At 70.3% G+C, this 25832-nt stretch carries 20 protein-coding genes; 8 read left to right on the top strand and 12 right to left on the bottom strand.

Features of this window, described 5'->3' with window-relative positions:
• The first annotated feature begins 25 nt into the window (after positions 1–25).
• Genes FFS20_RS06810 through FFS20_RS06800 form a run of 3 tightly spaced genes read left to right on the top strand, consistent with a single transcriptional unit; the run spans position 26 to position 3931 of the window.
• Positions 26–1489 carry a benzaldehyde dehydrogenase gene (locus FFS20_RS06810; protein WP_137825163.1) on the top strand — a complete coding sequence of 488 codons (1464 nt, stop codon included), beginning with the start codon at positions 26–28 and terminating at the stop codon, positions 1487–1489.
• Positions 1490–1532: 43 nt separating this feature from the next.
• Complete coding sequence (locus FFS20_RS06805) at positions 1533–2786, top strand: aromatic acid/H+ symport family MFS transporter (RefSeq protein ID WP_137825162.1); 1254 nt, start codon at positions 1533–1535, stop codon at positions 2784–2786.
• Positions 2783–3931 (top strand): PrpF domain-containing protein, encoded by a 1149-nt coding sequence (locus tag FFS20_RS06800; protein WP_137825161.1) that lies wholly within the window; start codon positions 2783–2785, stop codon positions 3929–3931. Before FFS20_RS06805 ends, FFS20_RS06800 begins: the two co-directional genes overlap by 4 nt.
• Before the next feature lie 15 nt (positions 3932–3946).
• Here FFS20_RS06800 and FFS20_RS06795 read toward each other — a convergent pair whose 3' ends face one another.
• From FFS20_RS06795 to FFS20_RS06765, 7 genes are all read right to left on the bottom strand, one after another.
• Positions 3947–6760 (bottom strand): ExeM/NucH family extracellular endonuclease, encoded by a 2814-nt coding sequence (locus FFS20_RS06795; protein WP_137825160.1) that lies wholly within the window; start codon positions 6758–6760, stop codon positions 3947–3949.
• Positions 6761–6908: 148 nt separating this feature from the next.
• Entirely contained in the window at positions 6909–7799 is an 891-nt protein-coding gene (locus FFS20_RS06790; RefSeq protein WP_137825159.1) for an endonuclease/exonuclease/phosphatase family protein, read from the bottom strand.
• Positions 7796–8473, bottom strand: coding sequence for an HAD family phosphatase (locus tag FFS20_RS06785; protein WP_171007020.1), 678 nt, complete (start codon positions 8471–8473; stop codon positions 7796–7798). The genes FFS20_RS06790 and FFS20_RS06785 overlap by 4 nt, the downstream gene beginning before the upstream one ends.
• Positions 8470–9573 (bottom strand): ABC transporter ATP-binding protein, encoded by a 1104-nt coding sequence (locus tag FFS20_RS06780; RefSeq protein ID WP_137825157.1) that lies wholly within the window; start codon positions 9571–9573, stop codon positions 8470–8472. The genes FFS20_RS06785 and FFS20_RS06780 overlap by 4 nt, the downstream gene beginning before the upstream one ends.
• Positions 9570–10472, bottom strand: a complete 903-nt coding sequence (locus FFS20_RS06775) for an ABC transporter permease subunit (RefSeq protein WP_137825156.1) — start codon at positions 10470–10472, stop codon at positions 9570–9572. The genes FFS20_RS06780 and FFS20_RS06775 overlap by 4 nt, the downstream gene beginning before the upstream one ends.
• Positions 10457–11344, bottom strand: coding sequence for a spermidine/putrescine ABC transporter permease (locus FFS20_RS06770; protein ID WP_137825155.1), 888 nt, complete (start codon positions 11342–11344; stop codon positions 10457–10459). Before FFS20_RS06770 ends, FFS20_RS06775 begins: the two co-directional genes overlap by 16 nt.
• Positions 11341–12483 (bottom strand): extracellular solute-binding protein, encoded by a 1143-nt coding sequence (locus tag FFS20_RS06765; RefSeq protein WP_137825154.1) that lies wholly within the window; start codon positions 12481–12483, stop codon positions 11341–11343. Before FFS20_RS06765 ends, FFS20_RS06770 begins: the two co-directional genes overlap by 4 nt.
• Before the next feature lie 256 nt (positions 12484–12739).
• Here FFS20_RS06765 and FFS20_RS06760 point away from each other — a divergent pair, with 256 nt between their 5' ends.
• The gene (locus FFS20_RS06760) at positions 12740–13531 is read left to right on the top strand and encodes a GntR family transcriptional regulator (RefSeq protein WP_137825153.1); all 792 of its coding nucleotides are present in this window, start codon (positions 12740–12742) and stop codon (positions 13529–13531) included.
• 102 nt (positions 13532–13633) lie between these two features.
• Here FFS20_RS06760 and FFS20_RS06755 read toward each other — a convergent pair whose 3' ends face one another.
• The gene (locus FFS20_RS06755; RefSeq protein WP_137825152.1) at positions 13634–17065 is read right to left on the bottom strand and encodes a bifunctional proline dehydrogenase/L-glutamate gamma-semialdehyde dehydrogenase; all 3432 of its coding nucleotides are present in this window, start codon (positions 17063–17065) and stop codon (positions 13634–13636) included.
• Between the two features lie 142 nt (positions 17066–17207).
• Between FFS20_RS06755 and FFS20_RS06750 the strand changes: the two genes are divergently transcribed.
• Positions 17208–18788, top strand: coding sequence for a GntR family transcriptional regulator (locus FFS20_RS06750; protein ID WP_137825151.1), 1581 nt, complete (start codon positions 17208–17210; stop codon positions 18786–18788).
• Between the two features lie 20 nt (positions 18789–18808).
• On the opposite strand, the gene FFS20_RS18255 is transcribed toward FFS20_RS06750, so the two are convergent.
• Positions 18809–19222 (bottom strand): magnesium transporter, encoded by a 414-nt coding sequence (locus FFS20_RS18255; RefSeq protein WP_249356713.1) that lies wholly within the window; start codon positions 19220–19222, stop codon positions 18809–18811.
• The gene (locus FFS20_RS06745) at positions 19144–20136 is read right to left on the bottom strand and encodes a CBS domain-containing protein (RefSeq protein WP_249356712.1); all 993 of its coding nucleotides are present in this window, start codon (positions 20134–20136) and stop codon (positions 19144–19146) included. The genes FFS20_RS18255 and FFS20_RS06745 overlap by 79 nt, the downstream gene beginning before the upstream one ends.
• Before the next feature lie 224 nt (positions 20137–20360).
• Here FFS20_RS06745 and udk point away from each other — a divergent pair, with 224 nt between their 5' ends.
• From udk to FFS20_RS06730, 3 genes are all read left to right on the top strand, one after another.
• The gene (gene udk / locus FFS20_RS06740; RefSeq protein WP_137825150.1) at positions 20361–20969 is read left to right on the top strand and encodes a uridine kinase; all 609 of its coding nucleotides are present in this window, start codon (positions 20361–20363) and stop codon (positions 20967–20969) included.
• 74 nt (positions 20970–21043) lie between these two features.
• Positions 21044–22528, top strand: a complete 1485-nt coding sequence (locus FFS20_RS06735) for an HNH endonuclease signature motif containing protein (protein WP_232623836.1) — start codon at positions 21044–21046, stop codon at positions 22526–22528.
• Between the two features lie 83 nt (positions 22529–22611).
• Positions 22612–23166, top strand: coding sequence for a hypothetical protein (locus FFS20_RS06730; protein ID WP_137825149.1), 555 nt, complete (start codon positions 22612–22614; stop codon positions 23164–23166).
• A 46-nt stretch (positions 23167–23212) separates the two neighbouring features.
• Here the strand turns inward: FFS20_RS06730 and FFS20_RS06725 are convergent, their stop codons facing one another.
• Positions 23213–23683, bottom strand: coding sequence for an SRPBCC family protein (locus tag FFS20_RS06725; protein WP_137825148.1), 471 nt, complete (start codon positions 23681–23683; stop codon positions 23213–23215).
• Positions 23684–23761: 78 nt separating this feature from the next.
• A complete protein-coding gene (locus FFS20_RS06720) occupies positions 23762–25684 on the bottom strand; it encodes an FAD-dependent monooxygenase (RefSeq protein WP_137825147.1) in 1923 nt (640 codons plus the stop codon).
• Between the last annotated feature and the right edge of the window lie 148 nt (positions 25685–25832).

Raw genomic sequence — 25832 nt, 5'->3', positions numbered from 1 at the left:
ACCACAACCCCAAGGAGACACCGCAATGAGCACTGAGACCTTCCTCGGCACCGACTGGAACGGCCGGATCTTCACCGGCGACTGGGTCGACGGGGCGGCCGACCCGACCCCCGTCGTCGAACCCGCCACCGGTGAGACCCTCGCCCAGATCGGCATGGCCTCGTCCGACGATGCCCTTGAAGCGGCACGACGGGCGGCCGCCGCGCAGCGCGACTGGGCGAAGACGAAACCGACGGAACGGGCGGCGGTGATGCGCCGCGCCGGTGAGCTGTGGACCCAGCACGCCGCGGAGATCAACACGTGGATCATGCGCGAATCCGGTGCGATCGCGGCGAAGGCCACCTTCGAGACCGACTATGCGGCGGCCACCTGCTACGACTCCGCAGCGCTGCCGACTCACCCGAAGGGGCAGGTCCTGCCCTCGGACGAACCCCACTGGTCGTTCTCCCGCCGCGTGCCCGCGGGCGTGGTCACCGTCATCGCCCCGTTCAACTTCCCGCTCATCCTCTCCATCCGCTCCGTCGCCCCGGCGCTTGCCCTCGGCAACGCCGTGATCCTCAAGCCGGATCCGCGCACCGCAGTGTCCGGAGGCGTCACCCTGGCGAAGATCTTCGCCGAGGCGGGGCTGCCCGAGGGCGTCCTCCAGGTCCTGCCCGGCGGCGGTGACGTCGGCGAAGCCCTCGTCGCGGCCCCCGAGGTCTCGGTCATCTCGTTCACCGGGTCGACCGCGGCGGGACGGATCGTCGGCGAGAACGCCGGTCGCCTCCTCAAGCGCTGCCACCTCGAGCTCGGCGGCAACAACGCCCTCATCGTCCTCCCCGGCGCCGATCTCGAGGCAGCCGCCTCGGCGGGCGCCTTCGGATCGTGGTTCCACCAGGGTCAGATCTGCATGACCACCGGTCGGCATCTCGTCCACGACAGCATCTACGACGACTACGTCGCAGCGCTGGCCGAGCACGCCGCGAAGCTGCCCGTCGGCGACCCGAGCACCGAGGAGGTCGCCCTGGGGCCGATCATCGACGAGAAGCAGCAGACGCATGTGCGCGACATCATCGAGAAGGCCCAGGCTGATGGCGCCCGCCTCGTCACCGGCGGCGTCGGCGAGGGTCCGTTCGTCCCGGCGACGGTGCTCGCCGACCTCTCGCCGACGAACCCCGCTTGGACGCAGGAGATCTTCGGCCCCGTCGCCCCCGTGGGACGGTTCTCGACGCTCGAGGAGGCCGCGGACATCGTCAACGACAGCGAGTACGGGCTGTCGGTGAGCATCCTCGGCGATCTCGGCACCGCGATCGATCTCGCCGATCACATCGACTCGGGCAAGATCCACATCAACGAGCAGACCATCGCCGATGAAGGGGACGTCCCCTTCGGCGGCACGAAGGACTCGGGCAACGGCTCCCGCATCGGCGGCGCCGAGGCCAACATCGAATCCTTCACCGAGGTCCAGTGGATCACGATGCGCTCGCAGATCGCCCCGTACCCCTTCTGACCACCGACACCTTCACCACCGACAAGACAGACCGGAGACAGCGTTGTCCGCATCGCCCACCGCACCATCCCGCCCCACTCCCGCGGACACCCGCTGGCCGGCCGTCCTCTGCTGGCTCGCCGTCGCCCTCGAGGGCTTCGACCTCGTCGTCCTCGGGGCGGTCATCCCGCAGCTGCTCGCCACCCGGGCGCTCGGCTTCACCCCCGAGGCGGCGACGCTCGTGGCGACGATGAGCCTCGTCGGCGTCGGCCTCGGGGCGGCCGTCGTCGGGCCGATCGTCGACCGAGTGGGCCGGCGGGTGACGATCATCGCGTGCGTGATCATCTTCTCCGTCTTCACCCTGCTCGTCGCCTTCGCTCCGAACGTCGCGCTGTTCACGGTGTTCCGGTTCATCGCCGGTCTCGCGCTCGGCGCGGTCATGCCCAGCTGCCTCGCCTACATCAGCGAGCACAACCGCTCGGGCAAGACCGGCAAGGCGACGACGCTGACGATGACCGGCTACCACGCCGGTGCCGTGGCGATCTCGCTGCTCGCGGTCTTCTACTCGCACAACTGGCATCTGCTCTTCATCGCCGGTGGCGTCGCGGGGCTCGTCATGGTGCCGCTGCTGTGGTGGAAGCTGCCGGAATCGACGGCGTTCCTCGCCGCCCGCTCGCGGCAGAGCACGGAGGCTTCGGCGGCGCCGAAGACGGGGATGCGCGGTCTCTTCACCGGCAGGTTCGCGCTCGTGACGATCGGCGTGTGGGCCGCGAGCTTCATGGGACTCCTCCTCGTCTACGGTCTCAACACGTGGCTGCCGCAGCTCATGGCCGACGCCGGATACGAGGTCTCCGACTCCCTCGTCATGCTCTTCGTCCTCAACCTCGGCGCCGTCGTCGGCCTCGTCGTCGCCGGGTGGCTCGCCGACCGGCACGGGACGAAACCCGTGGTGCTCCTCTGGTTCGTCCTCGCCGCGGTCTTCCTCGCGATCCTCAGCATCCCGATGACGAGCCAGGTGCTGCTCAACCTCGCCGTCTTCATCACCGGCGTCTTCGTCTTCTCCGCCCAGGTCCTCATCTACGCGTTCGTCTCGGCGATCTACCCGGCGACCGCGCGCGGCACGGCGCTCGGCATGGCCTCGGCGGTCGGCCGAATCGGCGCGATCGTCGGACCGTTCATCACCGGCACCCTCGTCGCCGCCGGCATCGCCTACCCCTGGGGCTTCTACCTCTTCGCCTTCGTCGCCGTCCTCGGCTTCCTCGCGATGGCGATCGTGCCGGCGGTGGTCGATGCGAGGAACGCTACTCTGAGGGCATGACACGCTGGATCGACGCCGCCTTCGTCCGCGGAGGCACGAGCAAGGGCCTCTTCTTCCGCGCCGCGGACCTGCCACCGGTCGGCGACGGTGAGGAGCGGACGGCCTGGGACCGGATCTTCACCTCGGCGATGGGCTCGCCCGATGCCTTCGGCCGGCAGCTCGACGGGATGGGCGGGGGTATCTCCTCCCTGTCGAAGGTCATGGTCGTCTCCGCCTCCGACCGCGACGGCGTCGACCTCGACTACACGTTCGCGCAGGTGGAGATCGCCGAGGCGGCCGTCGACTACTCGGGCAACTGCGGCAATCTCTCCTCCGGGGTCGTCCCGTTCGCTCTCCTCACCGGGCTCATCAGCGCCGGTGACGGGTGGCATGTCTTCCGCCTGTTCAACGTCAACACGGGAAAGCTCGTCGATGTCGGCCTCACCGTCGAGGGCGGACAGGCCGCCGTCGACGGGGACTTCGTCCTCACCGGGGTGAGCGGGAAGGCCGCCCCCATCGAACTCATCTACCCCGATCCGGCCGGCAGCCGCACGGGTGCGCTCCTGCCGACGGGAAACACCTCGGATTCCCTGGTCGCCGGCGGGTTCCTCATCGACGCCACCCTCATCGATTCGACGCTGCCGCTCGTCATCGTTCCCTGCACGGCGGTGGGGCTCACGGGCACCGAGCTGCCCGAGCAGATCGACGCCGACTCCCGGGCGCTGGGACTCATCGAGGAGCTGCGCCGCGCCGCCGCGGTGCGGATGGGACTGTGCCCGACCCCGGAGACCGCACCGCAGGTCGTGCCCAAGGTCGCCGTCGTCAACGCGCAGGCCGACACGCGTCTCCTCGACGGCACGCGGCTCCCCGCCGCGGACGCCGACCTTCCCGTGCGCGTCATCTCCATGGGGCAGGCCCGCAAGGCGGTGCCGGGCACCGCGGCGATGTGCCTGGCCGCGGCCGCGCTCGTCCCCGACACGATTCCCCACCGGATACTCACCCGCAGTAAGCACCCGCGCTCCGGGCCGGAGGTGCGGCTCGGCACTCCCTCCGGGGTCGTCACCGCCTCGGCGGTGCGCGATACGACCACCGGAGAGGTCACCGCCACCTCGCTCTACCGCACCGCGCGCGTGCTCATGCGCGGTCAGGTGGCCGTCGCGGACTGACCAGACGGCCGATCCTCAGTGCTCGGCACCGCCCTCACGGCGGCGCCGGGCGATGATCACCGAGGCGGCCCCGACGAGGAGGAGGCCCGCGGCGATCGAGACGGGCAGAGCGAGCTCGGAACCGGTGCGCGGCAGGTTCCCGCCGGGTCCTGCGGCGTTCTGCGCGTTCTCGTCGCCGGCGCCCTGGGAACCGCCGTTCTCGTCGGCATCGTTCTGCGACCCGGAGCCGTTCTCGTCGCCGTCGTCCTGACTTCCGTCGGCGTCATCCTGGCCGCCGTCGGCACCTGCGTCGGCACTGCCGCCTGCGTCCGCGCCGCCGTCAGCCGCTGCTGCCGCACCCGCACCCGCGTCTGCATCCGCCGAGGCCTCCGCGTCCTCACCGCCGGTGCCGCTCTCGGGGTCGAAGATCCCGACGAGGACGGGATCGTGGTCGGAGGCGCGGTAGCGGTCGGGGGAGTAGAGGTCGGTGACGTTGTAGTTGAACCGGCTGTACTCCGAGGCGATCGGCTCGACGGAGTTGATGTCCCAGATGTCGGCACCGGTGACGGCGTCGAACGCCGTCTCGGTGTCGCCCGCGTCGAGGGCGAGCACGTGGTCGAGGCTGCCCGTGCGGCCCTGGAAGACGTACGTCGACCCGTCGGTCATCTCCGCGGCGACGTCCTTGTACCCGGCGTCGTAGAAGACCTGCATCGGGTCCTCCTGCGTGTACGAGTTGAAGTCGCCGAGGAGGTAGACGTAGTCGGTGTCGGCCGCCGTCTGCTGCTGGCCGGCGAAGTCGACGAGGGCGTTGGCCTGCTTGACGCGGTCGGCGTTCGAGAAGCCCTGACCGTCGCCGGTGTCCTCGTTGCCCGGGCCCTCGCCCGAGCCCTTCGACTTGAAGTGGTTGGACACGGTGACGAACGTCTTCTCCGTCTCGGCGGTGCCGGCGTCGTCCTTCGGCGCGAACGCCTGGGAGAGGGGTTCGCGGGCGTTGGAGAACGCGTCCTCATCGTCGAGGATGACCGATTCGCCCTGCGGGGCCACCTCGGCGATCTGATAGATGAGGGCGGTGCGGATGACGTCCTCTTCAGCGGGGAGGTCGGTCGGGGAGGGGACGAACGCCCACTTCTCCGTGCCTGCCGCCTCGTTGAGGCGGGTGACGAGCGTCTGCAGGGCGGAGTCGCGGTCCTTGCCGAAGCGGGCCGAGTTCTCGATCTCCATGAGGGAGACGACCGAGGCGTCGAGGTCGTTGATCGCCTCGACGATCTTCGTCTCCTGCCGTTCGAGGCTCTCCGCGTTGGCCGCACCGCGGGCATCGCAGCCGCCGCGGACGGTGATCGGGTTGCCCTCGCGGTCCTCGTAGTAGGTGCAGCCGGAGAGCTGGTCGCCGGTCGTCGTGAAGTAGTTGAGGACGTTGAAGCTCGCGAGGCTGACCTGCCCGCCGATCTCCTCGGGTGCCGCGCTGCGGGTGTCGGAGAACTCCGCCGGCTGGACCGCCTCGGCGTTGTCGCCGGTGAGCTGCGTCGTCGGCTGGAACCGCCACTTGTCGAACCCGAAGCCGAGGACGACCGGTGAGGTGAAGGTCGCGGCCGCGCCGACGCGCACGGGGGCGTCCTGACTGAGGTAGGGCAGGGGCACGTCCTGGTCGCTGTCGAGGTAGTCGACGCTCGCCCCGTCGTCGAGGATGACCTCGCGGGCGAGGTTCTCGGCCTCGATCGCCGTCGCCTCGGCGCTGCCGGGACGGGCGACGTCGGTGGGCTGGCGGAGGACGCCGTCGCCGGTGGCGAGGGCGATCTCGCCGTACGTGTTCGCGTTGTAGTTGTCGGAGACGGTGAGCTCGCCGGAGGGCTGGACGAGCATGCCTTCGAGGGCCTCGCGCTCGGCGGCATCGTCGGGGAAGGCGCCCTCGACGGCCTTGACCGCCTCGGCGGGTTCGTCGAGGCGGGTCATCCCGGAGGCGGAGACGGTCAGCTGCGTCTGCCCGTAGCGCTCCGAGGCGGTGCCGGTGAGTTCGAGGAAGTCGCCGATGCTGACGTCGGCCACGGTGTCGGGGGAGTAGACGAAGATGCCGTCGGAGGCGCCCGGTGTGGCGTCGTCGGCCCCGCCGGAGCCCGCGGTCTGGACGAAGTAGCCGCCGAGTCCGCCGGTCGGATACGCGGCCGTGACGACTCCGCGGGTCTTCACCGTCTCACCCTGCATCGGGCTGGCGTCCTCGGTGCCCTGGATGTCGGCGATCGGGGTGACGTCCTCGGGGGCCGGGTCGCCGCCGTCACCGCCGTCGTCGGGCAGGGCGTCCGGGGTCGGCGGGGCCGCGCTCCAGGCCCCGTCGATGAGCTGGATCGACTGACCGCCGGTGGCCGTGGCTCCCGTGGGGGTCGCCTCCTCGTCGACGACGGGGTCGGGGGTGTGGGTGTTCGCCCTGCCCGTCACGCCTCTGCCGCCGGTGACGCCGCCGATCTGGTCGAAGGAGATGAGCGTGCCCGCGTCATCGATCGCGAACGCCGAGGCCCCGTAGCTGCCGTCGGCGGCGGATCCGGAGTTCACGGAGTTCGTGATCGGCACCTCGACGGCCAGGGCACCGGAGTCGCCGACGGTCGTGCCGTCGGGGACCGTGGTGACGTTCTCCGCCGCCTGGACGCTGCCGCCGCGGGTCACCGAGCCGACGGTCCATCCCGAGAGGTCGGTGCCGGGGTCGGCGGCGATCTCGATGAAATCGGTGTCGAGGGTGTAGCCGATCTCGCTGATGTGCGGGGCGGTCGCAGCACTCGCCGAGGCGGTCGGCAGGACGAGTCCGAGGCCGGCGACGAGGCCGAGAGCGGCGGCGGAGGCGAGGGAGGACGAGGCTTTCATGGAGGCCTTTCGGGATCAGTGGGCACGCGCGGACGCGACGGACGGATCCCTTGCACCCTATCGGCCCACTGGTCGACGCCGACGGCAACCATGTGAACGCGATGTGAACACTCGGGCAGTCCACTGAACGCGCTGACTGTGACCGAGCCTACACTCCGGGACCGACACGGAACGCGAACCGCGTCTCGACGAGCTGATGGTCGGAGGGAAACCGATTGTCCCGCTGACCGGGGATGAGTGCGCAGCGTCCGCCGACATCGGCGAACCCGGAGCGCGGGTGCTCCTCGCCGGCGGCCACGCAGCCGCGGACCACCGAGTCGAGGACGTCGAGCCCGCGGGAGAAGACGAAGTCGATCCTGTCCCGCGGTTCGCCGCCGCCGTCTCCTGTGGGCAGCGGTTCGATCGGGGACCACGTGTCGGCGGGGGTCGCGGCCGGGTCCGGGTGGATGTGCCGATAGGTGTCGACGAAGCCGGCGGCGAGCACGGCGTCGGTGCTCGCCCACCGGGTGTTCGGCCGGTCCGCTCGCGCGTGCCAGTCGAGCGTCGCCGGGGCATTGAAGTCGCCGCTGATGACGACGGGCATCTCCGGGTCGCCCGCGGCGGTGAGGATGCGCTCTGTCTCTGCGAGCACCGCGGTGATCTGGGCGAGGCGCTCAGCCTCCTCGGCGTCGGCGATCTCCTGTCCCCGGCCGGCCAGCGCCTGATAGGGACCGTACGGGTAGGGCGCGAGGTGGACGGACCACACGAGGACCTGCGGGCCTTCGGGCACCGGTCGGACGAGGGCGGCCTGCGCGAAGGGCATCGTGTCGGTGTCGACGGCCGTGGCCTCCCCGGTGCTCAGCACTGCGACGTCCGGGCCGGATTGGGCGAGGGCGGCGGTGAGCTTGGGGGCGAGCGCTTCGGCCGCGGCTCCCCGGCACTCCTGGACGGCGAGGATCTCGGCGGGGAACTGCGCGGCGATCGCATACTGCTTGTCCTGGCCGAAGTTCACCTCCCGGCCGCCGAACCACACGTTCCAGGTCTGGAGGGTGAAGGTCATCGGTCGTCGCTCCTTCGGGAGTCGAGGTGGAGGGTGGAGGTCGCAGGATCGAAGCGCAGCTGCTTCAGGTCCGCGAGGCGCACGGCGGAGACGAGGGCGACGGACGGATCGGCATTGACGCCGATGACGGTGCACCCGGCGGTGTGAGCGGCCTGCGACCCGACGCGCGAGTCCTCGAACGCGACGGCCGCGGCGGGGGTGAGGCCGAGCGCCCGGGCGGCCTGCTCGTAGATGTCGGGGAACGGCTTCCCGCGGTCGACGTCGTCGATCGTGACGACCTCGTCGAAGTGCGGCAGCAGTCCCGTCCGGTCGAGCAGCCCGCGCACGTCCGCGCGGCGACCGTTGCTCGCCACCGCGATCGGCACGGCGCCGGAGAGCGCGCGCACGAGCTCGGGCGCCCCCGGCATCGGGGCCGACACCGCGGTCAGGGCCGCACTGTAGGCGCGGTCGACCTCGGCGACGGCGGGGACCGGGGCGGTGCCGGTGCGCACTGCGTCGAGACGGGCCACCGCCTCGGCGGCGGTGAGACCGCGGAAGGACTCCGCGGCGGTACGGTCGGCGCCGAGCCGCTCGAGATGGAACGCCATGAGGTCGAGCCAGGGCCGCTCCGAGTCGACGAGGATGCCGTCGCAGTCGAAGATCGCCGCGCGGACGGGCAGAGCGGTGTCGATCACGCCCACGCCCCACCCGCCTCGGCGCGCGGAACCCGCAGCGCAGGAGCGGCGGTGATTCGGGCGCTGACGCGGTCCCCGGGGCGCAGCTGCGCGGCATCGGCCGAGGACAGCGACGCCGACCAGGTGCCCGGTCCGGCGCCGAGGCGGTCGGGGCGGCCGAGCCGGACCATCGTGCGCTCGCCGGTGTAGGTCGTGCCGGTGACCTCGAGCGCCCCGTCGGGCGACGGTGTGATCGCGAGGTGCTCGGGGCGGACGAAGACGACCTCGGTGCCGTCGGGGTCATCCGGCAGCCGATCGTCCGGGCGCCAGGTCGCAGGCACGGCGAACTCGTTGACGGTGCCGACGAAGCGGGCGACGAACGGCGTGGCCGGGCGGGCGTAGACGGTCTCGGGAGCCGAATGCTGTGCGATGCGTCCGGCGCTCATCACGGCCACGCGGTCGGCGATCGCGAGCGCCTCGCCCTGGTCATGGGTGATGAAGACCGTCGTCGTGCCCAGGGACTGCTGCACCCGCCGGATCTCGTCGCGCAGCGCGGCGCGGACCGTGGCGTCGAGTGCCGAGAGGGGTTCGTCGAGGAGGAGGACCTGCGGCTGGGTCGCCAGCGCCCGGGCGAGTGCCACGCGCTGCTGCTGACCGCCGGAGAGCTGGTGGGGGAAGCGGGGCCCCATATCGCCGAGGCCGCAGATCTCGAGGAGTTCGTCGCGGCGGGCAGTGCGCGCCCCGGCGTCGATCTTCCGGATGCGCAGACCGTATTCGATGTTCTCGCTCACCGTGAGGTTGGGGAAGAGGCTGTAGCCCTGGAAGACCATGCCCATGTCGCGGCGGTTGGGTGGGAGACCGAGGACGGACCGCCCGCCGACGAGGACATCGCCGGAGTCGACGGACTCGAATCCGGCGAGGATGCGCAGGGTCGTCGTCTTCCCGCACCCGGAGGGCCCGAGGAAGCTCACCATCGACCCGGCGGCGATGTCGATGTCGACGTCGGTGAGTACGCGGGTGGTCCCGAAGGACTTGACCACGCCGCGGAAGGTCACGGACTTCGGGTCGGAGGCAAGCGCTGCGGCCGGGCGCGAACGCTCCGGAGCGGTCGTCTGGATCATGCGGGCTGGGTCTCCTTCTGCGGCGCGGCGGCCGGGGCGGCGGGGGCTGCCGCGTCGCCGAGGCCGCGTCGGTCGAATCGTGAGGCGCTGATGGTCGCGGTCGCGAGCAGCAGCCAGGTGGTGAGGTTGAGCAGGACGGACAGGGTGATCGACCCGCGGAAGTTCGCGTCCGAGAGGGTGTTGAGGTAGACGGGCAGAGTGTTGATCGAGAGGGTGGCCGCGATCGTGTACTCCCCGATCGAGAGCGCGAAGGCGTAGAACGCGGAGAACATCACCGACCCGCGGATGTTGGGCACGACGACGCGCGCCAGCGTGGTCCGCAGGCCCGCGCCGAGGGAGGCCGAGGCCTCGTGGAGGGTGCGCAGATCGAGGGAGGAGAGTCCCGCGTCGATCGAGCGGTAGGTGAACGGCAGGCAGAGGATGACGTAGGTGCCGACGAGCACGAGCGGCAGGTTCTCCGCCTGGAGGAGGAGGTTGATCTCCATGCCGAGACTGCCCCGGCCGTTCGACGCGAGTCCCCGCAGCACCGTCGTCATGCCCGCGGCGATGGCGATCGCGGGGATGACGAGCGGCAGGGTGCAGAGGATGGAGAGCAGCGACCGCAGTCGGGGCGCCCAGAGATGGACGGCGACGACGGCGGGGACGAGCGTGCCGATGAGCACGAGGGAGGTGAGCGCGGCGATGAGGAGGCTGCGGATGAGCGGGGCGACGATCGCTCCGGAGTCGGCCAGTCCCGTCAGCCCGTCCGTGGTGAACGTGCCGTCGGTCCGGAAGAACGCATACGTCAGCGAGCTCAGCTGCGGGGTGAGCACGAAGATCGCCAGGGCGATGAGCGGCAGCCACGTGAGGGTGCGGGCGGTCCTGCTCTCGCCGAGGCGGGGGTTCAGCGATCGAGCCATGCGGCGCTCCTCTTCGTCAGGGCGTTGAAGGCGATGAGCACGATGACGGCGACGACTCCGGTCGTCACGCCGAGCGCCATCGCCGTGCCCTCGCCGCCGGTGGCCGCGGAGCTCGCGAGCTGGCCGGCGATCTCGAGGGGGATGAGCGGGAACGCTCCGGTGCCGATGAGCACCGCCGCCGAGGCGTGGGTGCCGAAGGCGGCCCCGAACATCAGCAGCCATGCGCCGAGCACGGCGGGCGTGAGGACCGGGATCCCGACCCGGCGCCAGAAGACCCACGACGTGCCCCCGAGGGACGCGCTCGCCTCCCGCCACTCCCGCTTGAGGGCGATGAAGCTCGGGAGGGTGAGCAGGATCATCGTCGGGATGAGGAAGTACTGGTACATGAGGATGAGGCCCTTGACGCTGTAGAGGGTGAAGGACGGATCGAGCGCGGTGAGCAGCGAGACGAAGTAGCCGGTGTTGCCGACGGCGACGATGAAGGAGAATGCCAGCGGCACCCCGCCGTCGTTGGCGAGCACGCTCGAGACGACCGCGGCGATCGCGCCGACGACCTTCGACCGCACAGCTGAGAGCGCCCATGCGCAGATCCCGCCGGCGACCATCGCGACCGTCGCCGCGGCGAAGGAGAGGACGAGGCTGTTCTGCAGGGCCAGCGACCGTGAGCCCGAGCCGAGCGAGGCGAAGTTCGCGAGCCCGAGGCTCGGCTCCTGCCCCGCGTCACCGGGGACGAGCAGCGAGGTGACGACCATGCCGATGACGGGCACGGCGAAGAAGACCGTGAGGATGAGCGTCAGCGGTGCGAGGGCCGCCCAGGCCGGCGAGAGGACTCGTCGACCCGGACGGGAGGGGGCTGCGGGCGGCAGGGTCATCCGACGGCCTGGGCCCAGTTGTCGGCGAGCACCTGCTGCTGCGAGGCGCGCTGCTCCTCGTTCGGCTGCGGTGCCGGTTCGCTCGTCGCGGCTTCGGGCAGCTTGCCGAGCGCCTCCTCGTCGACGGTGCCGGCATCGACCATCGCGTCGAGGCGGCCGGGCTTGACGTAGCCCTGGAGCAGGAGGTTCTGCCCCTCGTCGCTGAAGACGAACTCCTGCCACAGGCGGGCGACAGCCGGGTGCGGGGCGTCGGCGTTGACCGAAGCGGCATAGTAGGAGGAGACGGTCCCATCGGAGGGGATCGTCGTCGTGAGGTCGACGCCGGAGTCCCGGACGTCGTCGGCCCACTGCAGGAGCAGGTAATCCCAGTTGAGGACGATCGGCGTCTCCCCGGTCTCGACCGTGCCGGAGACCGCTTCGGACGGGATGAGGTTGCCCGAGTCGGAGAGCTGCGCGAAGTAGTCGATCCCGGGCTGGATGTCATCGAGGCTGCCGCCGTTGGCCAGTGCCGCGGCATAGACGATCATGAAGCCCGACTCACCGGTGGTGGGATCGCCCGGCAGCGCGACCTGGCCCTCGTACTGCGGGTCGAGGAGGTCGGCGAAGCTCGTCGGGCAGGTCTCGACGGCGGCGGCGTCGCAGCCGATGCCCACGGTGCCGCCGAGGTGGTTGTACCACGTGCCGTCGGCGGACTTCATGGTCTCCGGCAGGTCACCGGCGGTCTCCGGGGTGTAGTTCGCGAGCAGCTCCTCGTTCGTCGAGGTCACGGCGAAGGACTCGCCGGTGTCGAGGTAGTCGAGCGAGGTGTCCTGGCCGACGCGGTTCTTCACCGCGTTGATCTGGTCCTGGCTCGAGCCGGAGGACGTGTCGTTGTTGATCTCGATGCCGTACTTCTCCGAGAACGCGTCGAGCAGGCCCCCGTAGTTCGCCCAGTCGGGGTAGAGGCCCATGACGTTGAGGGTGCCTTCGGCCTGTGCGGCGGTCACGAGGGCATCCATGCCCCCGCCCTCGGCGACGGAAGTGGCCTGGCGCCAGTTGGCCGACTCATCGGATTCGGCGGCGGCGGATCCGCATCCTGCGAGAACGGCAAGGGTTCCTGCGGCTGCGACTGCTGTGAGAGTGCGCGTGATTCTGGACATGGTTGAACTCGCCTTTCGGACTGTGTGCGCAGGGCGCACTCGGGTCGTGCGGAAGGGGCGGAACGATTCCCACCCTAGAAGATGTCGGGCGGATCGCACCATGAGTTCACTGGTGAACTTAAGTGCGACGGTTGTACTTCACCAGTGAACATTGACCGTGGAGTGGAAGCGTGGTGACGACTCGGTGAATTCGCGGACCCGGGTTCCGGGCCCGTTCTGGCAGAGTGGAATGATGGCGGGAGTGGAGAGGGGGCCCATGACCACGGGACAGGCGGCGGCGAACGGCCAGCCGGGTGCGCGCTACGAGCAGATCGCCGAGCAGATCCGTGACGCGATTCGCGAGGGACGGCTGGCGGTCGGGGACAATCTGCCCGCCGAGACGGTGCTCGCCGAGGAGTTCGGCGTCGCTCCCGGCACCGTGCGCGAATCGCTGAGACTGCTCGTCGCCGAAGGCACGATCAGCGGTCGGCGCGGCGTGCGCAAATCGGTGCTCAGGGTGCCCCGGCCCGCCGCGATCGCCGAGGAGTTCCGCAGCTTCGCCCAATGGGCCAGCGCCCACGGACGGACTCCCGGCGGACTCGTCATCGAGCAGAGCTGGGAGATCGCGGGCGAGCGGACCGCTGCTGCGCTGGGCGTCGATCCGCGCGCCCGGGTGCTCGCGGTGCTGCGCGTGCGCACGCTCGACGGGGAGAAGGTCATGGTCGAGCGCACCCGCTACCCCGAGCGCCTCGGGCAGATCATCGAGGCGCTGCCCGCGGACCTCGGATCGGTCACCCGTCACCTCGCCGACGTCCACGGCATCGTCTTCGCCGGAGCCGACCACGTCTTCTCCGCCATCGTCTGCGGCATCCAGGATGCGGCGCTGCTCGACGTCGCCCGCGGCCGTCCGCTGCTGCGCCACGTCCGTCGCAGCCGGGACGCGGCAGGCCGCCCGCTCGAGGTCTCCGAGGACCGCTACCTGGCGAACAACCTGTCCGTGGCGATCACCAACGGGCGCAACGTCAATCCCCTCAGCTGGCTGACGTCCGACGACGTCGACTGGGCCTGAGGGAGTCGGCTGGGCCTGAGGGAACGGCGAAGGGCGCTCAGCCACCTGGGTCAGAGGTGGCTGAGCGCCCTTGGGGTGTCCGCGGAGATCAGGCTCGGATGATCACGCCTTGAGCTCGGCGGCGAGCTCGTGGAAGTCACGGCTCGGGTTGCCGAAGCGGTGCAGCGTCATCGACACGGCCTGCTCCTGGACGTAGTAGCGCAGCTCGACGCGACCCGAGGAGGTGACGGGCTCGTCGATGACGGCGACCTCGGGGCGCTCTGCTGCGACCGCGAGCAGCTCCGGCTCGTAGGTGCCGAGGACGCGGATGCGCGCGCCCACGGTGTCGTCGTAGCGGCCTTCGGCGACCATCGACGCGAACGCCTCAGCCGATTCGACGCGGGAGGCCGCACCGGAGCGGTCGACCGCGATCTTCACGTCCGCGGAGATGTCCGTGGCCACACTCAGCTGCACCGTCGAACCGACGGTCTGCGCTGCCGAGAGCGAGCGCTCGAGGTCGAACGCCGTCGCCGCCGCGGTGACGCGCAGGGTGACCGGGCGCGGACGGTAGCGGAAGATGTTCGCCTCCGAGCGCAGCCCCGTGTGGTCCTTCGCGGCACCGAACTCGGCATCGAACCAGCGGCGGTCATCGGCCTGGGCGCGCTCGAGGCTCTGACCGTCGCCGACCGAACCGGGCAGGGTCGCCGGATCGTCGGTGTAGTGGCCGAAGAGCATGAGGTAGTTCGGGCCGCCGGCCTTCGACCCCAGACCGACAGACGACTGCTTCCAACCGCCGAAGGACTGGCGCTGGACGATCGCGCCGGTGATGCCGCGGTTGACGTAGGCGTTGCCCACCTCGACGCGGTCGAGCCACTGACGGACCTCGTCGGGATCGAGCGAGTGGATGCCGCCGGTGAGGCCGAAGTCCACGGCGTTCTGGAACTCGATGGCCTCGTCGAGGTCGCGGGCGTGCATGAGGCCGAGGACCGGACCGAACACCTCGGTGAGGTGGAAGAACGACCCTGGCTTGACCCCGTCCTTGATGCCCGGGCTCCACAGGCGGCCGGTGTCGTCGAGCTGCTTGGGCTCGAGCAGCCACGACTCGCCGGGCTCGAGCGTCGTCAGCGCGCGACGCAGCTTGTCCGAGGGGTCCTCGGTCAGCGGACCCACCGTCGCCGAGAGGTTGGCCGGCCAGTCGACGACCATCGAGGACGCGGCGTCGATGAGCTGCTTGCGGTAGCGCTCGGAGTCGTACGTCGACCCGACCATGATGCCGAGCGACGCCGCCGAGCACTTCTGTCCGGCGTGGCCGAACGCGGAGTACACGAGGTCGGCGACGGCGAGGTCGCGGTCGGCGGCCGGGGTGATGACGAGCGCGTTCTTGCCCGAGGTCTCGGCGTTGACGTGGAGCTCGGGGCGGAAGGACTTGAACAGCGCGGCCGTCTCCGAGGCGCCCGTGAGGATGACGCGGTCGACATCCGGGTGGGAGACGAGGTGCTGACCGAGCTCCCGCTCGATCGGCGCGCTGAGCTGGAGGACGTCGCGCGGGACGCCGGCCTCCCACAGGGCATCGACGATGAGCGCCGAGCAGTACGGGGTCGGGCCCGAGGGCTTGTGGATGACCGCGGAGCCGGCGGCGAGGGCCGCGACGGTGCCGCCGGTCGGAATCGCGATGGGGAAGTTCCACGGCGGGGTGACGACGACCATCTCATCGGGCGTGAACGTCGCCCCCTCGAGCTTCTCGAGCTCGAGGGCGTGGAGCGCGTAGTAGCGGATGAAGTCGATCGCCTCGGAGATCTCGGGATCCGACTGGGACGGCATCTTCCCGACCTCGGCGGCCTCGACGGCGATGAACTCGCCGCGGCGGGCGGCGAAGATCTCGGCGGCGCGGTGGAGGATCTCCCCACGCGCTGCCGCGCCGAGGGCACGCCAGTCCGCGGCGGCGGTGCGACCGCGGGCGATCATCGCATCGATCTCCTCGGTCGATTCGATCGTCGGCGCGGCCGGACGGGAGTCGAGGTAGCCCGGTGCGGTCGCCTCGGCGATGATCGACCGGATCCACTTCTGGTTGGCCGGCAGCGACGGGTCGGTGTCGGGTTCGTTGGCGAAGACGACCTGGGCGGGCCCGGCGACGTGGGCGGCGGAGCGGTCCTGGGTGCGGTTCGGCAGCGGTGCGGCTTCGCCGTCGCGGGCGAGCTCGGACTCGAGCTGCGCGACCGAGGCGCGGAAGCGGTCGGCTTCGCGGTCGAAGATCGCATTGCCGTTGGCGAGCTCGAAGATGCCGGACATGAAGTTCTCCGTCGCGGAGTTCTCCTCGAGGCGACGCACGAGGTAGGAGATCGCGACGTCGAACTCCTTCGGGTGCACGGCGGGCACGTAGAGGAGGAGGTCCCCGACGTCCTCGGTCACGGCGGCCGCCTGTTCGGTGGCCATGCCCTGGAGCATCTCGAACTCGACGCGGTCGGTGACCTCGCGGGCGACGGAGAGGTGGTGCGCGAAGGCGATGTCGAAGAGGTTGTGGCCGGCCACGCCGATGCGCAGGCCCTCCATGCGCTCGGGGGTGAAGAGCCAGTGGAGGACGCGCTTGTAGTTCGCGTCGGTGCTCTGCTTCGAATCGCACGTCGTCGTCGGCCAGCCGGCGACCTCGGCGTGGACGGTCTCCATCGCGAGGTTCGCACCCTTGACGAGGCGGACCTTGATCCCTGCACCGCCGGCGGCCACGCGCCGGCTCGCGAACTCGCTGAGCCGCTGGATCGCCCCGAGGGCGTCGGGCTGGTAGGCCTGGATGACGATGCCTGCCTCGAGGTTCTTGAACTCCGGTTCGGAGAGCAGGCGGGTGAACACGGCGAGCGTGAGCTCGAGGTCCCGGTACTCCTCCATGTCGAGGTTGACGAACTTCGCACCCGTCGGGGCCTTCGCGGCCTGGGCGTAGAGCGGGCGGAGACGGTCGACGACGTAGTCGACGGTCTCGTCGAAGGCCCACATCGACAGCTGCGAGGCGACCGAGGAGACCTTGACGGAGACGTAGTCGACGTCGTCGCGGGCGAGCAGGCGGTGCGTCTCCTCGAGGTGGTGGTCGGCTTCGGCGTCACCGAGGACGGCCTCGCCGAGGAGGTTGATGTTGAGGCGGTGGCCCTCACCGGTGAGCTTGGCGACGGTCGAGCCGAACGGCTTGTCGCGGGCGTCGACGACCATGTGGCCGACCATCTGGCGCAGGCGGGTGCGGGCGGCGGGCACGACGACCTGCGGCATCACCTTCGCCAGGGCTGCGCCGGCCTTGATCTGCGCGCGGTCGAGCTTCGACATCGTCTCCGGGGCGAGCCTGCCGACCTCGGCGAGCGCATCGGCGGCGGCGTGGACGTCATCGGTGCGCACGACGCGGTCGACGAACCCGACGGTGAAGTCGAGCCCATTGGGGTCGGAGAGGACGGCCGAGAGGCGTTCGGCCGCGGGGTTCTTCGCAGCGGTCTTGTTCGTGGCCACTCGCAGCCATCTGCGGACGGTGTCGACCGAGGCCGCGGTGAGCTGTTCGAGGTCGGTGTCTGTGTGCAGCAACGTGGGTCGTCCTTACCTTTGTGACGGGGTTCCAGCGGGATTTCCCTCAGTATGCGCCGCCCCGAATGCGGGGTGAATGGCTGGCGACCGCCCGCAGAATAATTTGAGTCAGAAGTCGTGATCATCCGGGTAGAATCGGGTCATGTACACGCCCGAGTTCCGTCGTCAGACCGTCGTTCGCGCGGCGGTGACCTCGATCGCCGAGGCGGCCGCGGAGGCGGGGGTGTCCGAGTCGAGTCTGCGCCGCTGGGTCCGCCGCTCCGACCTCGGCGACCGTCCCCGCAGCGGCCGGCCGCAGATCCAGAGCACCGCCGCCCAGGTCGTCGAAGCGCTCGTGGGAACCGCGGGCGCCCGCATCTCCGGACCGGACTTCTCGACCCGGGCGCTCGCCGAGGCGACGGGCCTGAGCCAGAGCATCGTGACCCGGGCGATGCAGGATCTCACGGTGTCCTCGGCCCGCCTCGCCGAGGTCCGCGCGGCCGGGGGCGGAGGTGACGAGGTCGTCGCCGCGGTCGGCGGCTTCCCGCTCATCGTCGTCGGCTTCCGCCGGCGTCAGGGTGCCGAGCCCGGCCCGGGGGTCCCGGCCAGGCGGATCCAGCGGCGCATCGCCGGGCTCGTCGCCGCACTGCGCTCGGCCGGGGTCGCTCGGTGGTCCCAGCGCTTCGGCAGCGAGCACCGGCAGACCGATGAGGCGGCGATGACGATCATCCGCGACGGCGTGCCCGGGGTCGCCCCGAGCGCCCTGCGGCTCGTCGTCTTCGACCCTCTCGGCGAGGCCGCCGAGGTCGTCGCCGCATCGTTCGAGCACGCTCCGCATCTCAGCCACCTCTCCCTCCACCGCGACATCGATGCCTTCGTCACCGCCCTCAAGGAGGCGTTCGCGCACAGCCAGGACATTCCCGGCTCGCTCCTCGACCTCGTCTCCGGGCGGGTGCGCCACGGCTTCGAAGGGGTGAACTGGCAGGCGGGGCGGCAGACCGAGGCGCCGAAAACTTCCACGAGTTCTGACTCAATGGAGATCTCCTCATGGCTGCCGAGCGCGACCCGCTCGATCACCGAGCACCTCGCGATCGCCCTGCGCGAGGAGATCATCGACTCCGGCTACGAACCCGGGGACCGGATCAGCCCGAAGCTGCTCTCCCGCCGCATGGAGGTGCCGCGGTCCTCGGTCGATGCCGCACTGCGGCGGATGGTCGACGACGGACTGCTCGACGGCACCCGCGGCGGGGCGAGGATCCCGCTCATCACGACCGTCGACGTCCTCGACCTCTACGCGGCGCGGATGGCCGTCGGCGAGGTGCTGCTGCGGTCCCTCGCCCTGCGCCCGCAGCGGTTCCTCGTCCCCGTCCAGCTCGCCCTCCGGCAGGTCGAGGCCTCGGCGGCGACGCGCAGCGGCATCGACGTCGAGGACGCCGACCTCCACTTCCAGCAGGAGCTCGCGCGCGCCTCGGGGCTGCGGCAGAGCGCGCGGGCCTTCGAATCGCTCACCCTGCGTCTGCGCCTCTTCATCTCCGTCCTGAGGCTCGACTACTCCCCGGCCAGCGACCGGATCCTCGCCGACGACCGCGGCATCTTCCGGGCACTCTCCCGCGGGGATGCGCGGGAGGCCATCGAGGTGTGGCGCGGCAAGGTCGACAACGCCGTGCGCCACATGTCCGGACTCCTCGCCCGCCGTCGCTTCGACCACGAGCTGTGGGCGCAGCTGACCCAGCACTTCGGCTGACTCGGCCTGTCGCGCAGCGCTCACAGGCCCATGATCGTGATGGCGATCGTGAAGTAGACGAGCAGTCCGCTGGCATCGCAGAACGTCGAGATGAACGGGGTCGACACGACCGCCGGATCGACGCGGCACGCCTTGGCGGCCAGCGGGATCGACCCGCCGACGAGGGCGGCGATCGGACAGTTGACGATGAGGGTGAGACCGATGATCGTTCCGATGTCGAGGCCGTAGAGCGGGGAGGCGATCGCGAACGCGGGGACGGCGAGGAGGACGCCGAGGGTCAGGCCCGTCGTGAACTCCTTGGCCGCGACCCGCGCGAAGTCCCGCAGCCCCACCTCGTCCATCGCCAGCGCCCGGGTCACGGTCGTCGCCGCCTGCGAGCCGGTGTTCCCGCCGATCCCGGTGAGCAGGGGGATGAAGAGGGCAAGGGCGACCACCTCGGCGAGTGTCGATTCGAAGATCTCGAGGACGTGGACGGTGAGCACGGCGGACACGGCGAGGACGAGGAGCCAGACGATGCGGGTGCGGGCGATCGTGACGGGGTCGGCAGGTACCGGCGGTAGAGCGGCTGGGTGCCGCCGGAGAGCGCGAAGTCGGCTTCGTCGGCCTCGGCGATGATCCGGGCCGCGTCGTCGATCGGCACGATCCCGACGAGGCGGTTCTCGCTGTCGCACACGGGCAGGACGGGCACGCCGTCGCGCAGGGCCGCCCGGGCTGCCGTCTCCTGGTCCTCGCTCGTGTGCGTGACCGTCTCGAGCGGGTCCATCGCCGAGGTGACCGGGGCGTGCGGGTCGCACCGGAGGAGTGCGAGCGCGTCGAGGGTCCCGATGAGGGTGCGGTCGGCGGTGAGGACGGGGAGGAGGCGGACGTCGGCGAGATCGACGTCGGCGGCGCGGATCCGGTCGGCCACCTCGGCGACGGTGTCGTCTGCCCAGGCCACGACGGCCGTCGGAGACATCCGGCGGGCGATCGAGTTCCGGTCGTAGCCGGCGACGGCCATGACCGCGTCGAGGTCGGCAGGGGCGACCGCGGAGAGCAGCTTCGTCGCGACACCGGCGGGGAGCTCGTCGACGAGGCGGCTCTGGTCCTCGGGGTCGAGGTCGGCGAAGATCGTCGTCAGCTCCGTGGTGCCGAGCGCGGTGATGAGGTCGGAGCGCGTGCCGCGGTCGAGGCGGTCGAAGACGTCGACGGAGACGGTCTTCGGCAGGAGTCGGAAGACGACAGCCGCCTCGGTGGCGGGCAGCTGTGCGATGAGGTCGGTGGTCGCCGATGAGCCGAGGCGGCGCACGGCTGCGGCCAGGCGCGGCAGGTCACGGTCAGCGGTCAGGGTGCGGATGGTGGACGCGTCCATATTCGTCTCCGGGCAGTCGTCGATCGACGCCTGCGGAGGAGAGATCGGACGGCAGGCGTCAGGGCATGGGGGAGGGGCGGCACAATCGAGAGTCGGAATCCATCGACGACCACCTCCTTGACGCGGCTCCGGCAGCTTTCCTCCACCCTATCGGAGGGGTCGGACACGAACCGCATCGGGTAGATTTGGGGAGACATTCGGCCGAGACGAGGGAATATGCGACCGTGGAGATTCTGACTGTGGGCGTGGCCGGGGGCACCGGCAGCGGGAAGACGACGCTGACCCGGGCGCTGCTCGCCGAATGCGTGGGCGTGTCCTCGGTGCTCTACCACGACAACTACTACCGCCGGCAGGACGATCTCACCTTCGCCGAGCGCGAGCGCGTCAACTACGACGACCTCGACGCCTTCGACAACGACCTCTTCGTCGACCATCTCCTCGCGCTGCGCAGCCAGCGGTCGGTCGAGAGCCCGATCTACGACTTCTCCAACCACAACCGGAGCACGGACACGACCGTCGTCCAGCCCTCCCCGGTCATCATCGTCGAGGGCATCCTCATCCTCGCCGAGCCGCGCATCTGCGAACTCCTCGACATCAAGCTCTTCGTCGACACCGATGCCGACGTCCGGCTCCTGCGGCGGATCAAACGCGACGTCATCGAACGCGGCCGGACGCTCGAATCCGTCGAGGAGCAGTACCTCGGCACCGTCAAGCCGATGCACGAGCTCTACGTCGAGCCCTCGAAGCGCAACGCCGATCTCATCGTCCCCGAGGGCGGCCACAACATCGTCGCGATGGACATGATCATGCGGAGGATCAAAGCCGGGGCGTGACGCCCGGGTGGAGTGTCGTCCCAGGTCACCGGGGTCGGCGATTCCATGTCAGGACCGTGTCCTAGGGTGCGGTCATGGACTTCGAACCTGCCCCCGCCGGTGGGGCGCCTGCCCCGGACGGGGCGTCGGACTACCTCGCCGAGGTGGCCCGGCTGGGCAGATTCCTGCGCGGTGCCGCGGTGGCGGAGTCCGAGGACGACGCGCTCGCGCGGATCACCGCGCTCGAGGAGCTCACCGCGACGATCGCCGCCGCCCAGTCGGCTGAGGCCGTCGCCTTCGCCGAGCTGCGCCGGGACCGGGATCGGCTGAACGGTCTGCCCGTCCAGGAGTGGGGTGTGCGCGCCGGGGACGAGGTGGGACTGGCCAAGCGGGTCTCGCCGGGGTCGGGGCGGAAATTCCTCACCGCCGCCCAGGCGCTCGTCACCGAACTGCCCGGCACCTATGCGGCGCTGGCGGCCGGGGAGATCTCCGCGGACCGGGCGCGGATCGTGGTCGAGGAGACGGCGACGCTCGACCCGGGGGACCGGCGCCGGGTGGATACGCGGATGCGGGAGAGCCTCGGCCAGTCGGGACCGCGCGGTCTGCGCACCGAGGTGCGGGCACTGGCGATGCAGGTCGACGCCGCGGATGCCGCGAAGAAGGCGGAGCGTGCCGCCGCTCACCGGCGGGTGTCGATGACAACGCTCGCCGACGGCATGGGGCGGGTGAGCGCGATCCTCCCGCTGCCGCAGGCCGTGGCCGTGTGGACGGGGCTGAAGGCCGGCGCGGATGCGGTGATCGCCGCCGGGGAGGCGCACGGTCGGAGGCACCCGCAGATCATGGCCGACGGGTTCGTCGAGCGGCTGACCGGGCAGACGAGGGCCGCGGCGGTGCCGACGGAGGTCCATGTCGTCATCGACGCCGAGTCGCTCTTCGCCGACGGGATGGTGCCTGCGTGGATGCCCGGATTCGGGCCGCTGCCGGCGGAGTCCGCGCGGACGTTCCTCGCCGCGAACGAGGCGGAGGTGTTCATCAGGCGGATGTTCACGAGGGTGACCGACGGTCAGCTCGTCGGCACCGAATCGCGCTCGCGGGCCTTCACCGGGCGGCTGCGGGAAATGGTGATCTTCCGTGACGATCGGTGCCGGACCCCGTGGTGCGATGCCCCGATCAAGCATGCCGATCATGCTCAGCCCTTCGCCGCCGGCGGTGACACCTCGTGGGAGAACGGCTCAGGACTGTGCGCCTCCTGCAACTACGCGAAGGAGCACCCCGGGTGGTCGCACGAGGCGACCGCGACGGGCCTGACGGTGACGACCCCGACCGGGCGGAGGTACGCGACGACGACCCCGCCGTTCCTCAAACGGATGAAGCATCCGCGGCGGTCGACCCGCGGAATGGCCGGCACCGGTCCTCCGGACGGCGGTGCGAGTGACTGGCGTCGGGTCTTCGCCGGTCTGCTCGAGCCGGACGCGGCCCCGGCCTGGTCGGTGAGAGACCCGGTGCGCCCGCCGCGGCGACGCGCCCGCTCCCACGCCGAGGAGGTCCTCCGCGCGGAGATCCGCGCTCGCGCCGGATGACGCGGCCGGGTGACGCAGCCGGGTGACAGTTCTGCAACATCGTCGTCACCGGCCGGCGGCAGGGGAAACCGAGGATGGTGGTCATGAACACCGTGGACCGCCCCGCACCCGTCGGCACGCAGCTGCTGCCGCGCGGTCGACGGTCGCGGTGGGTGGCGCGGTGGCTGCCGCTCGTCGCGCTCGCGTCCTGGGTGGCGATGATCTGGGTGCCCGTGCTCGACAGCGGGAACCATGAGGGTCCCCGCCTCGTCATCACCTCGCTCGGCGAGCAGCCGATCGCCCCGGAGACGAGCGACGTCGCGTTCCTGCTGCCGTGGATCGCGATCATCGCGTGCGCGGTCACCGCATGGATCTCACGGTCACTCGTCATGTGGTCCCCGGCGGCGGTGATCCTCGGGCTCGTGCTCCTCGTGGCGCTCACCCTCATGCTGCTCGACCCGCCGTTCTTCATGTGGGACGGGATGGACGAGCAGGGTCGCTGGGTCGGCGGGATGGAGATCGGCTATCCGGCGCCCGGGGCGGTGCTGTGGGCACTCGGCAGCACGGCCCTCATCGTCGGCGGCATCTTCGGCCTCTACGGCAGCCGGCACTGCCGTCACCGCAGGCACGCCGAGAAGTACTCGGGCTCGCGCTTCTGAGGTCGGCGGTCGGAGACGGCGGCACCCGCTGCTCAAGGTGGCTGCGTCAGCTCCCGGAGACGGCGGCGGCCAAGCGGTTGAGCGACTCGTCGAGCTGGTCCTCGCTGACGACGGGGAACAGTGAGAGCAGCTTCGGGTCATCGACCTTCGACCAGTCGTAGGTCAGCGTCACCTCGGTGCTGTCGGGGCCGACAGCATTGAGCTCGTAGACCCATTCCCAGCCGCCGGGCTCCTTCGGGTTGTCCGACTGCGCCGGCTGCCAGCCGACCATCTTGTTCGCGTCGTACGCGGTGACATGGTTGTGCATCCGGTAGTCGCCGCCCATCGCGTCGGCGAACATGTTCATGACGAAGACGTCGCCGACGCCCTGGATGCGCTGGGACCTCTCCGCCGCCCGCACCATCCCCGAACCGTCGAACTGCTCGTGGTTCTCCGGGAGGGTGAGGACGTCGAAGATCTCCTGCGTGGGGTGGTCGATGACACGGGTGACTGTGATGCTCTTCTCATTCGTAGCCATACGACCACCCTGCCACAGGCGCAGTGCCATGCCGAGGCCTTCGCCCCGGTCATCAGCCAGCTCTCAGACAGGCCGGCATCAGCTCTCGGGGAGGAACACCCCGGCGAAGAACTTCCCGATCTCCTCACGGGCGCTCAGCGGGTAGATGCCGGCGACGTACTGGTCGGGCCGCACGACGACGACGGCACCGTCACGGCTGATCTCGCGGGTGTCGAAGATGTCGTCATCGGGCAGGGCCGCGTAGATGTTCTCGAGGTACTCGAGGCTGTACTTCCCGACGAAGGGGCGGAAGACCGGGGGCACGTCGGTGAAGTCGAACTCCGTGTGCGGCTGCTGGTAGATGACCTTGAGCTCGACGAGGGCGTCGACGTCCTCGCCGGTGCGACGGTAGGCCACGAGCGGGGAGGCGGGATCGGATTCGAGCCAGTCGGCGAGGCCGGGAACCCCGTTGAGCGCCTCGGCGTCGGTCTCCTGCCCCGGGGTCGCCCCGTCGGCGAAGACGTAGATCCGCCAGCGGCCGTCGGCCTTCGCCTCGTGCCCGAGGTGGAGGGGGTAGGCGTCGACGACGCGGTTGACGCGCGCGGACTTGAAGCGCTTGCCGACGGGGAAGCCCGCCGCGAGCTCCTGGTTGGCCGTCGAGGCAGTGATCATCGACTCCGTGTACTCGGTCATGAAGCCGGCGGGGAACTCCGCGGTCTTGACGTAGAAGTCCTCGAGGTAGGCCTTGTCCGGCAGCCGATCCTGCGGGGTGGCCATGAGCGTCGACCACTCCTTGTCGAAGTCGATGAGGTTCTTCGCGGTGACCTGGCGCTCGGCCGAGTAGGTCCGCAGCAGCTCGGACGACGACCGGCCGGTGGCGACCTGCCCGAGCTTCCAGGCGATGTTGAAGCCGTCCTGCATCGAGACGTTCATGCCCTGACCGGCCTTCGCCGAGTGCGTGTGACAGGCGTCGCCGGTGATGAACACGCGCGGGCACGGGGAGTCCGGGACCGACTCGTCGGTGTCGTCGAAGGCGTCGGTGAGGCGGTGGCCGACCTCGTAGACGCTGTGCCACGCGACGTTCTTCACGTCGAGCGAGTAGGGGGCGATGATGGCGTTCGCCTTCGCGATGATCTCCTCGATGCTCGTCTGGCGCACCTTGCGCGCATCATCGACGGGCACCTCGCCGAGGTCGACGTACATCCGGAAGAGATGTCCGCCCTCGCGGGGGATGTGGAGGATGTTGCCGTGCTTCGACGAGATCGCGCACTTCGTGCGGATGTCGGGGAAGTCGGTGTTGGCGAGGACGTCCATCACGCCCCACGCATGGTTGGCCTGGTCGCCGGACATCGTCCGGCCGATCGCCGAGCGCACCCCGGAGCGGGCGCCGTCGCTGCCGATGACGAAGCCGGCGCGGATCGTGCGCTGCTGGCCGGCGCGCTCGCCGGCGGTGTAGCGCACGGTCACCGACACCGGGTGCTGGGGATCGGCGGCGGTGGCGGGATCCTCGACGGAGAGGTCGACGAACTCGATGCCGTAGTCGGGTTCGATGCGGGCCGGGGACTGCCTGGCGAACTGTGCGAAGTAGTCGAGGACGCGGGCCTGGTTGACGATGAGGTGCGGGAACTCGCTGACGCCGGTCTCGTCGTCCTTGGGCCGGCCGGTGCGGATGATGTGATCGGGGTTCTCGGGATCCGGATTCCAGAAGGCCATCTCCGTGATGTGGTAGCCCTCGCGCATGATCTCCTCGGCGAAGCCGAACGCCTGGAACGTCTCGACCGAGCGCGCCTGGATGCCGTCGGCCTGGCCGATGACGAGGCGCCCGTCGCGCTTCTCGATGATCCGGGTGTTGACCTCGGGGTACTGGGCGAGCTGTGCAGCGGCGACCATGCCCGCCGGTCCGCTGCCGACGATGAGGACGTCGACCTCGTCGGGCAGGGATTCGGGTCGGTCGATGCCGTACCCCGCCGCCTCCTCGATCCGCGGATCCGCGGACACGTAGCCGTTCTGATGGAAGTGCATATCAGCCTCCGGTTTCTCACACACCCTCGTGCGTCTCGAGTGATCCATCACGCACACTGTGATTGAGATCGTATCAGTTCATATACGATCAAGCACGCGAATCCAGGAAATCAGGACAACCCCTTGTCCAGCGGCAAGGCATCGTATA

Source organism: Brevibacterium sp. 2SA (assembly GCF_005502845.1).
In the GTDB taxonomy this organism is placed as follows: Bacteria; Actinomycetota; Actinomycetes; order Actinomycetales; family Brevibacteriaceae; genus Brevibacterium.
The sequence above is the reverse complement of the archived record's forward strand: the minus strand, read 5'-3'. Positions and strand labels throughout refer to the sequence as shown.

What these genes read in the sequence shown, in the direction of transcription:
- FFS20_RS06765 (WP_137825154.1), bottom strand. Translation starts at nt 12,483, where the DNA reads ATGTCCAGAATCACGCGCACTCTCACAGCAGTCGCAGCCGCAGGAACC.
- FFS20_RS06795 (WP_137825160.1), bottom strand. Translation starts at nt 6,760, where the DNA reads ATGAAAGCCTCGTCCTCCCTCGCCTCCGCCGCCGCTCTCGGCCTCGTC.
- FFS20_RS06790 (WP_137825159.1), bottom strand. Translation starts at nt 7,799, where the DNA reads ATGACCTTCACCCTCCAGACCTGGAACGTGTGGTTCGGCGGCCGGGAG.
- FFS20_RS06780 (WP_137825157.1), bottom strand. Translation starts at nt 9,573, where the DNA reads ATGATCCAGACGACCGCTCCGGAGCGTTCGCGCCCGGCCGCAGCGCTT.
- FFS20_RS06730 (WP_137825149.1), top strand. Translation starts at nt 22,612, where the DNA reads ATGAACACCGTGGACCGCCCCGCACCCGTCGGCACGCAGCTGCTGCCG.
- FFS20_RS06735 (WP_232623836.1), top strand. Translation starts at nt 21,044, where the DNA reads ATGGACTTCGAACCTGCCCCCGCCGGTGGGGCGCCTGCCCCGGACGGG.
- FFS20_RS06725 (WP_137825148.1), bottom strand. Translation starts at nt 23,683, where the DNA reads ATGGCTACGAATGAGAAGAGCATCACAGTCACCCGTGTCATCGACCAC.
- FFS20_RS06745 (WP_249356712.1), bottom strand. Translation starts at nt 20,136, where the DNA reads ATGGACGCGTCCACCATCCGCACCCTGACCGCTGACCGTGACCTGCCG.
- FFS20_RS06810 (WP_137825163.1), top strand. Translation starts at nt 26, where the DNA reads ATGAGCACTGAGACCTTCCTCGGCACCGACTGGAACGGCCGGATCTTC.
- FFS20_RS06775 (WP_137825156.1), bottom strand. Translation starts at nt 10,472, where the DNA reads ATGGCTCGATCGCTGAACCCCCGCCTCGGCGAGAGCAGGACCGCCCGC.
- FFS20_RS06760 (WP_137825153.1), top strand. Translation starts at nt 12,740, where the DNA reads ATGACCACGGGACAGGCGGCGGCGAACGGCCAGCCGGGTGCGCGCTAC.
- FFS20_RS06800 (WP_137825161.1), top strand. Translation starts at nt 2,783, where the DNA reads ATGACACGCTGGATCGACGCCGCCTTCGTCCGCGGAGGCACGAGCAAG.
- FFS20_RS06750 (WP_137825151.1), top strand. Translation starts at nt 17,208, where the DNA reads ATGTACACGCCCGAGTTCCGTCGTCAGACCGTCGTTCGCGCGGCGGTG.
- FFS20_RS06720 (WP_137825147.1), bottom strand. Translation starts at nt 25,684, where the DNA reads ATGCACTTCCATCAGAACGGCTACGTGTCCGCGGATCCGCGGATCGAG.
- FFS20_RS06770 (WP_137825155.1), bottom strand. Translation starts at nt 11,344, where the DNA reads ATGACCCTGCCGCCCGCAGCCCCCTCCCGTCCGGGTCGACGAGTCCTC.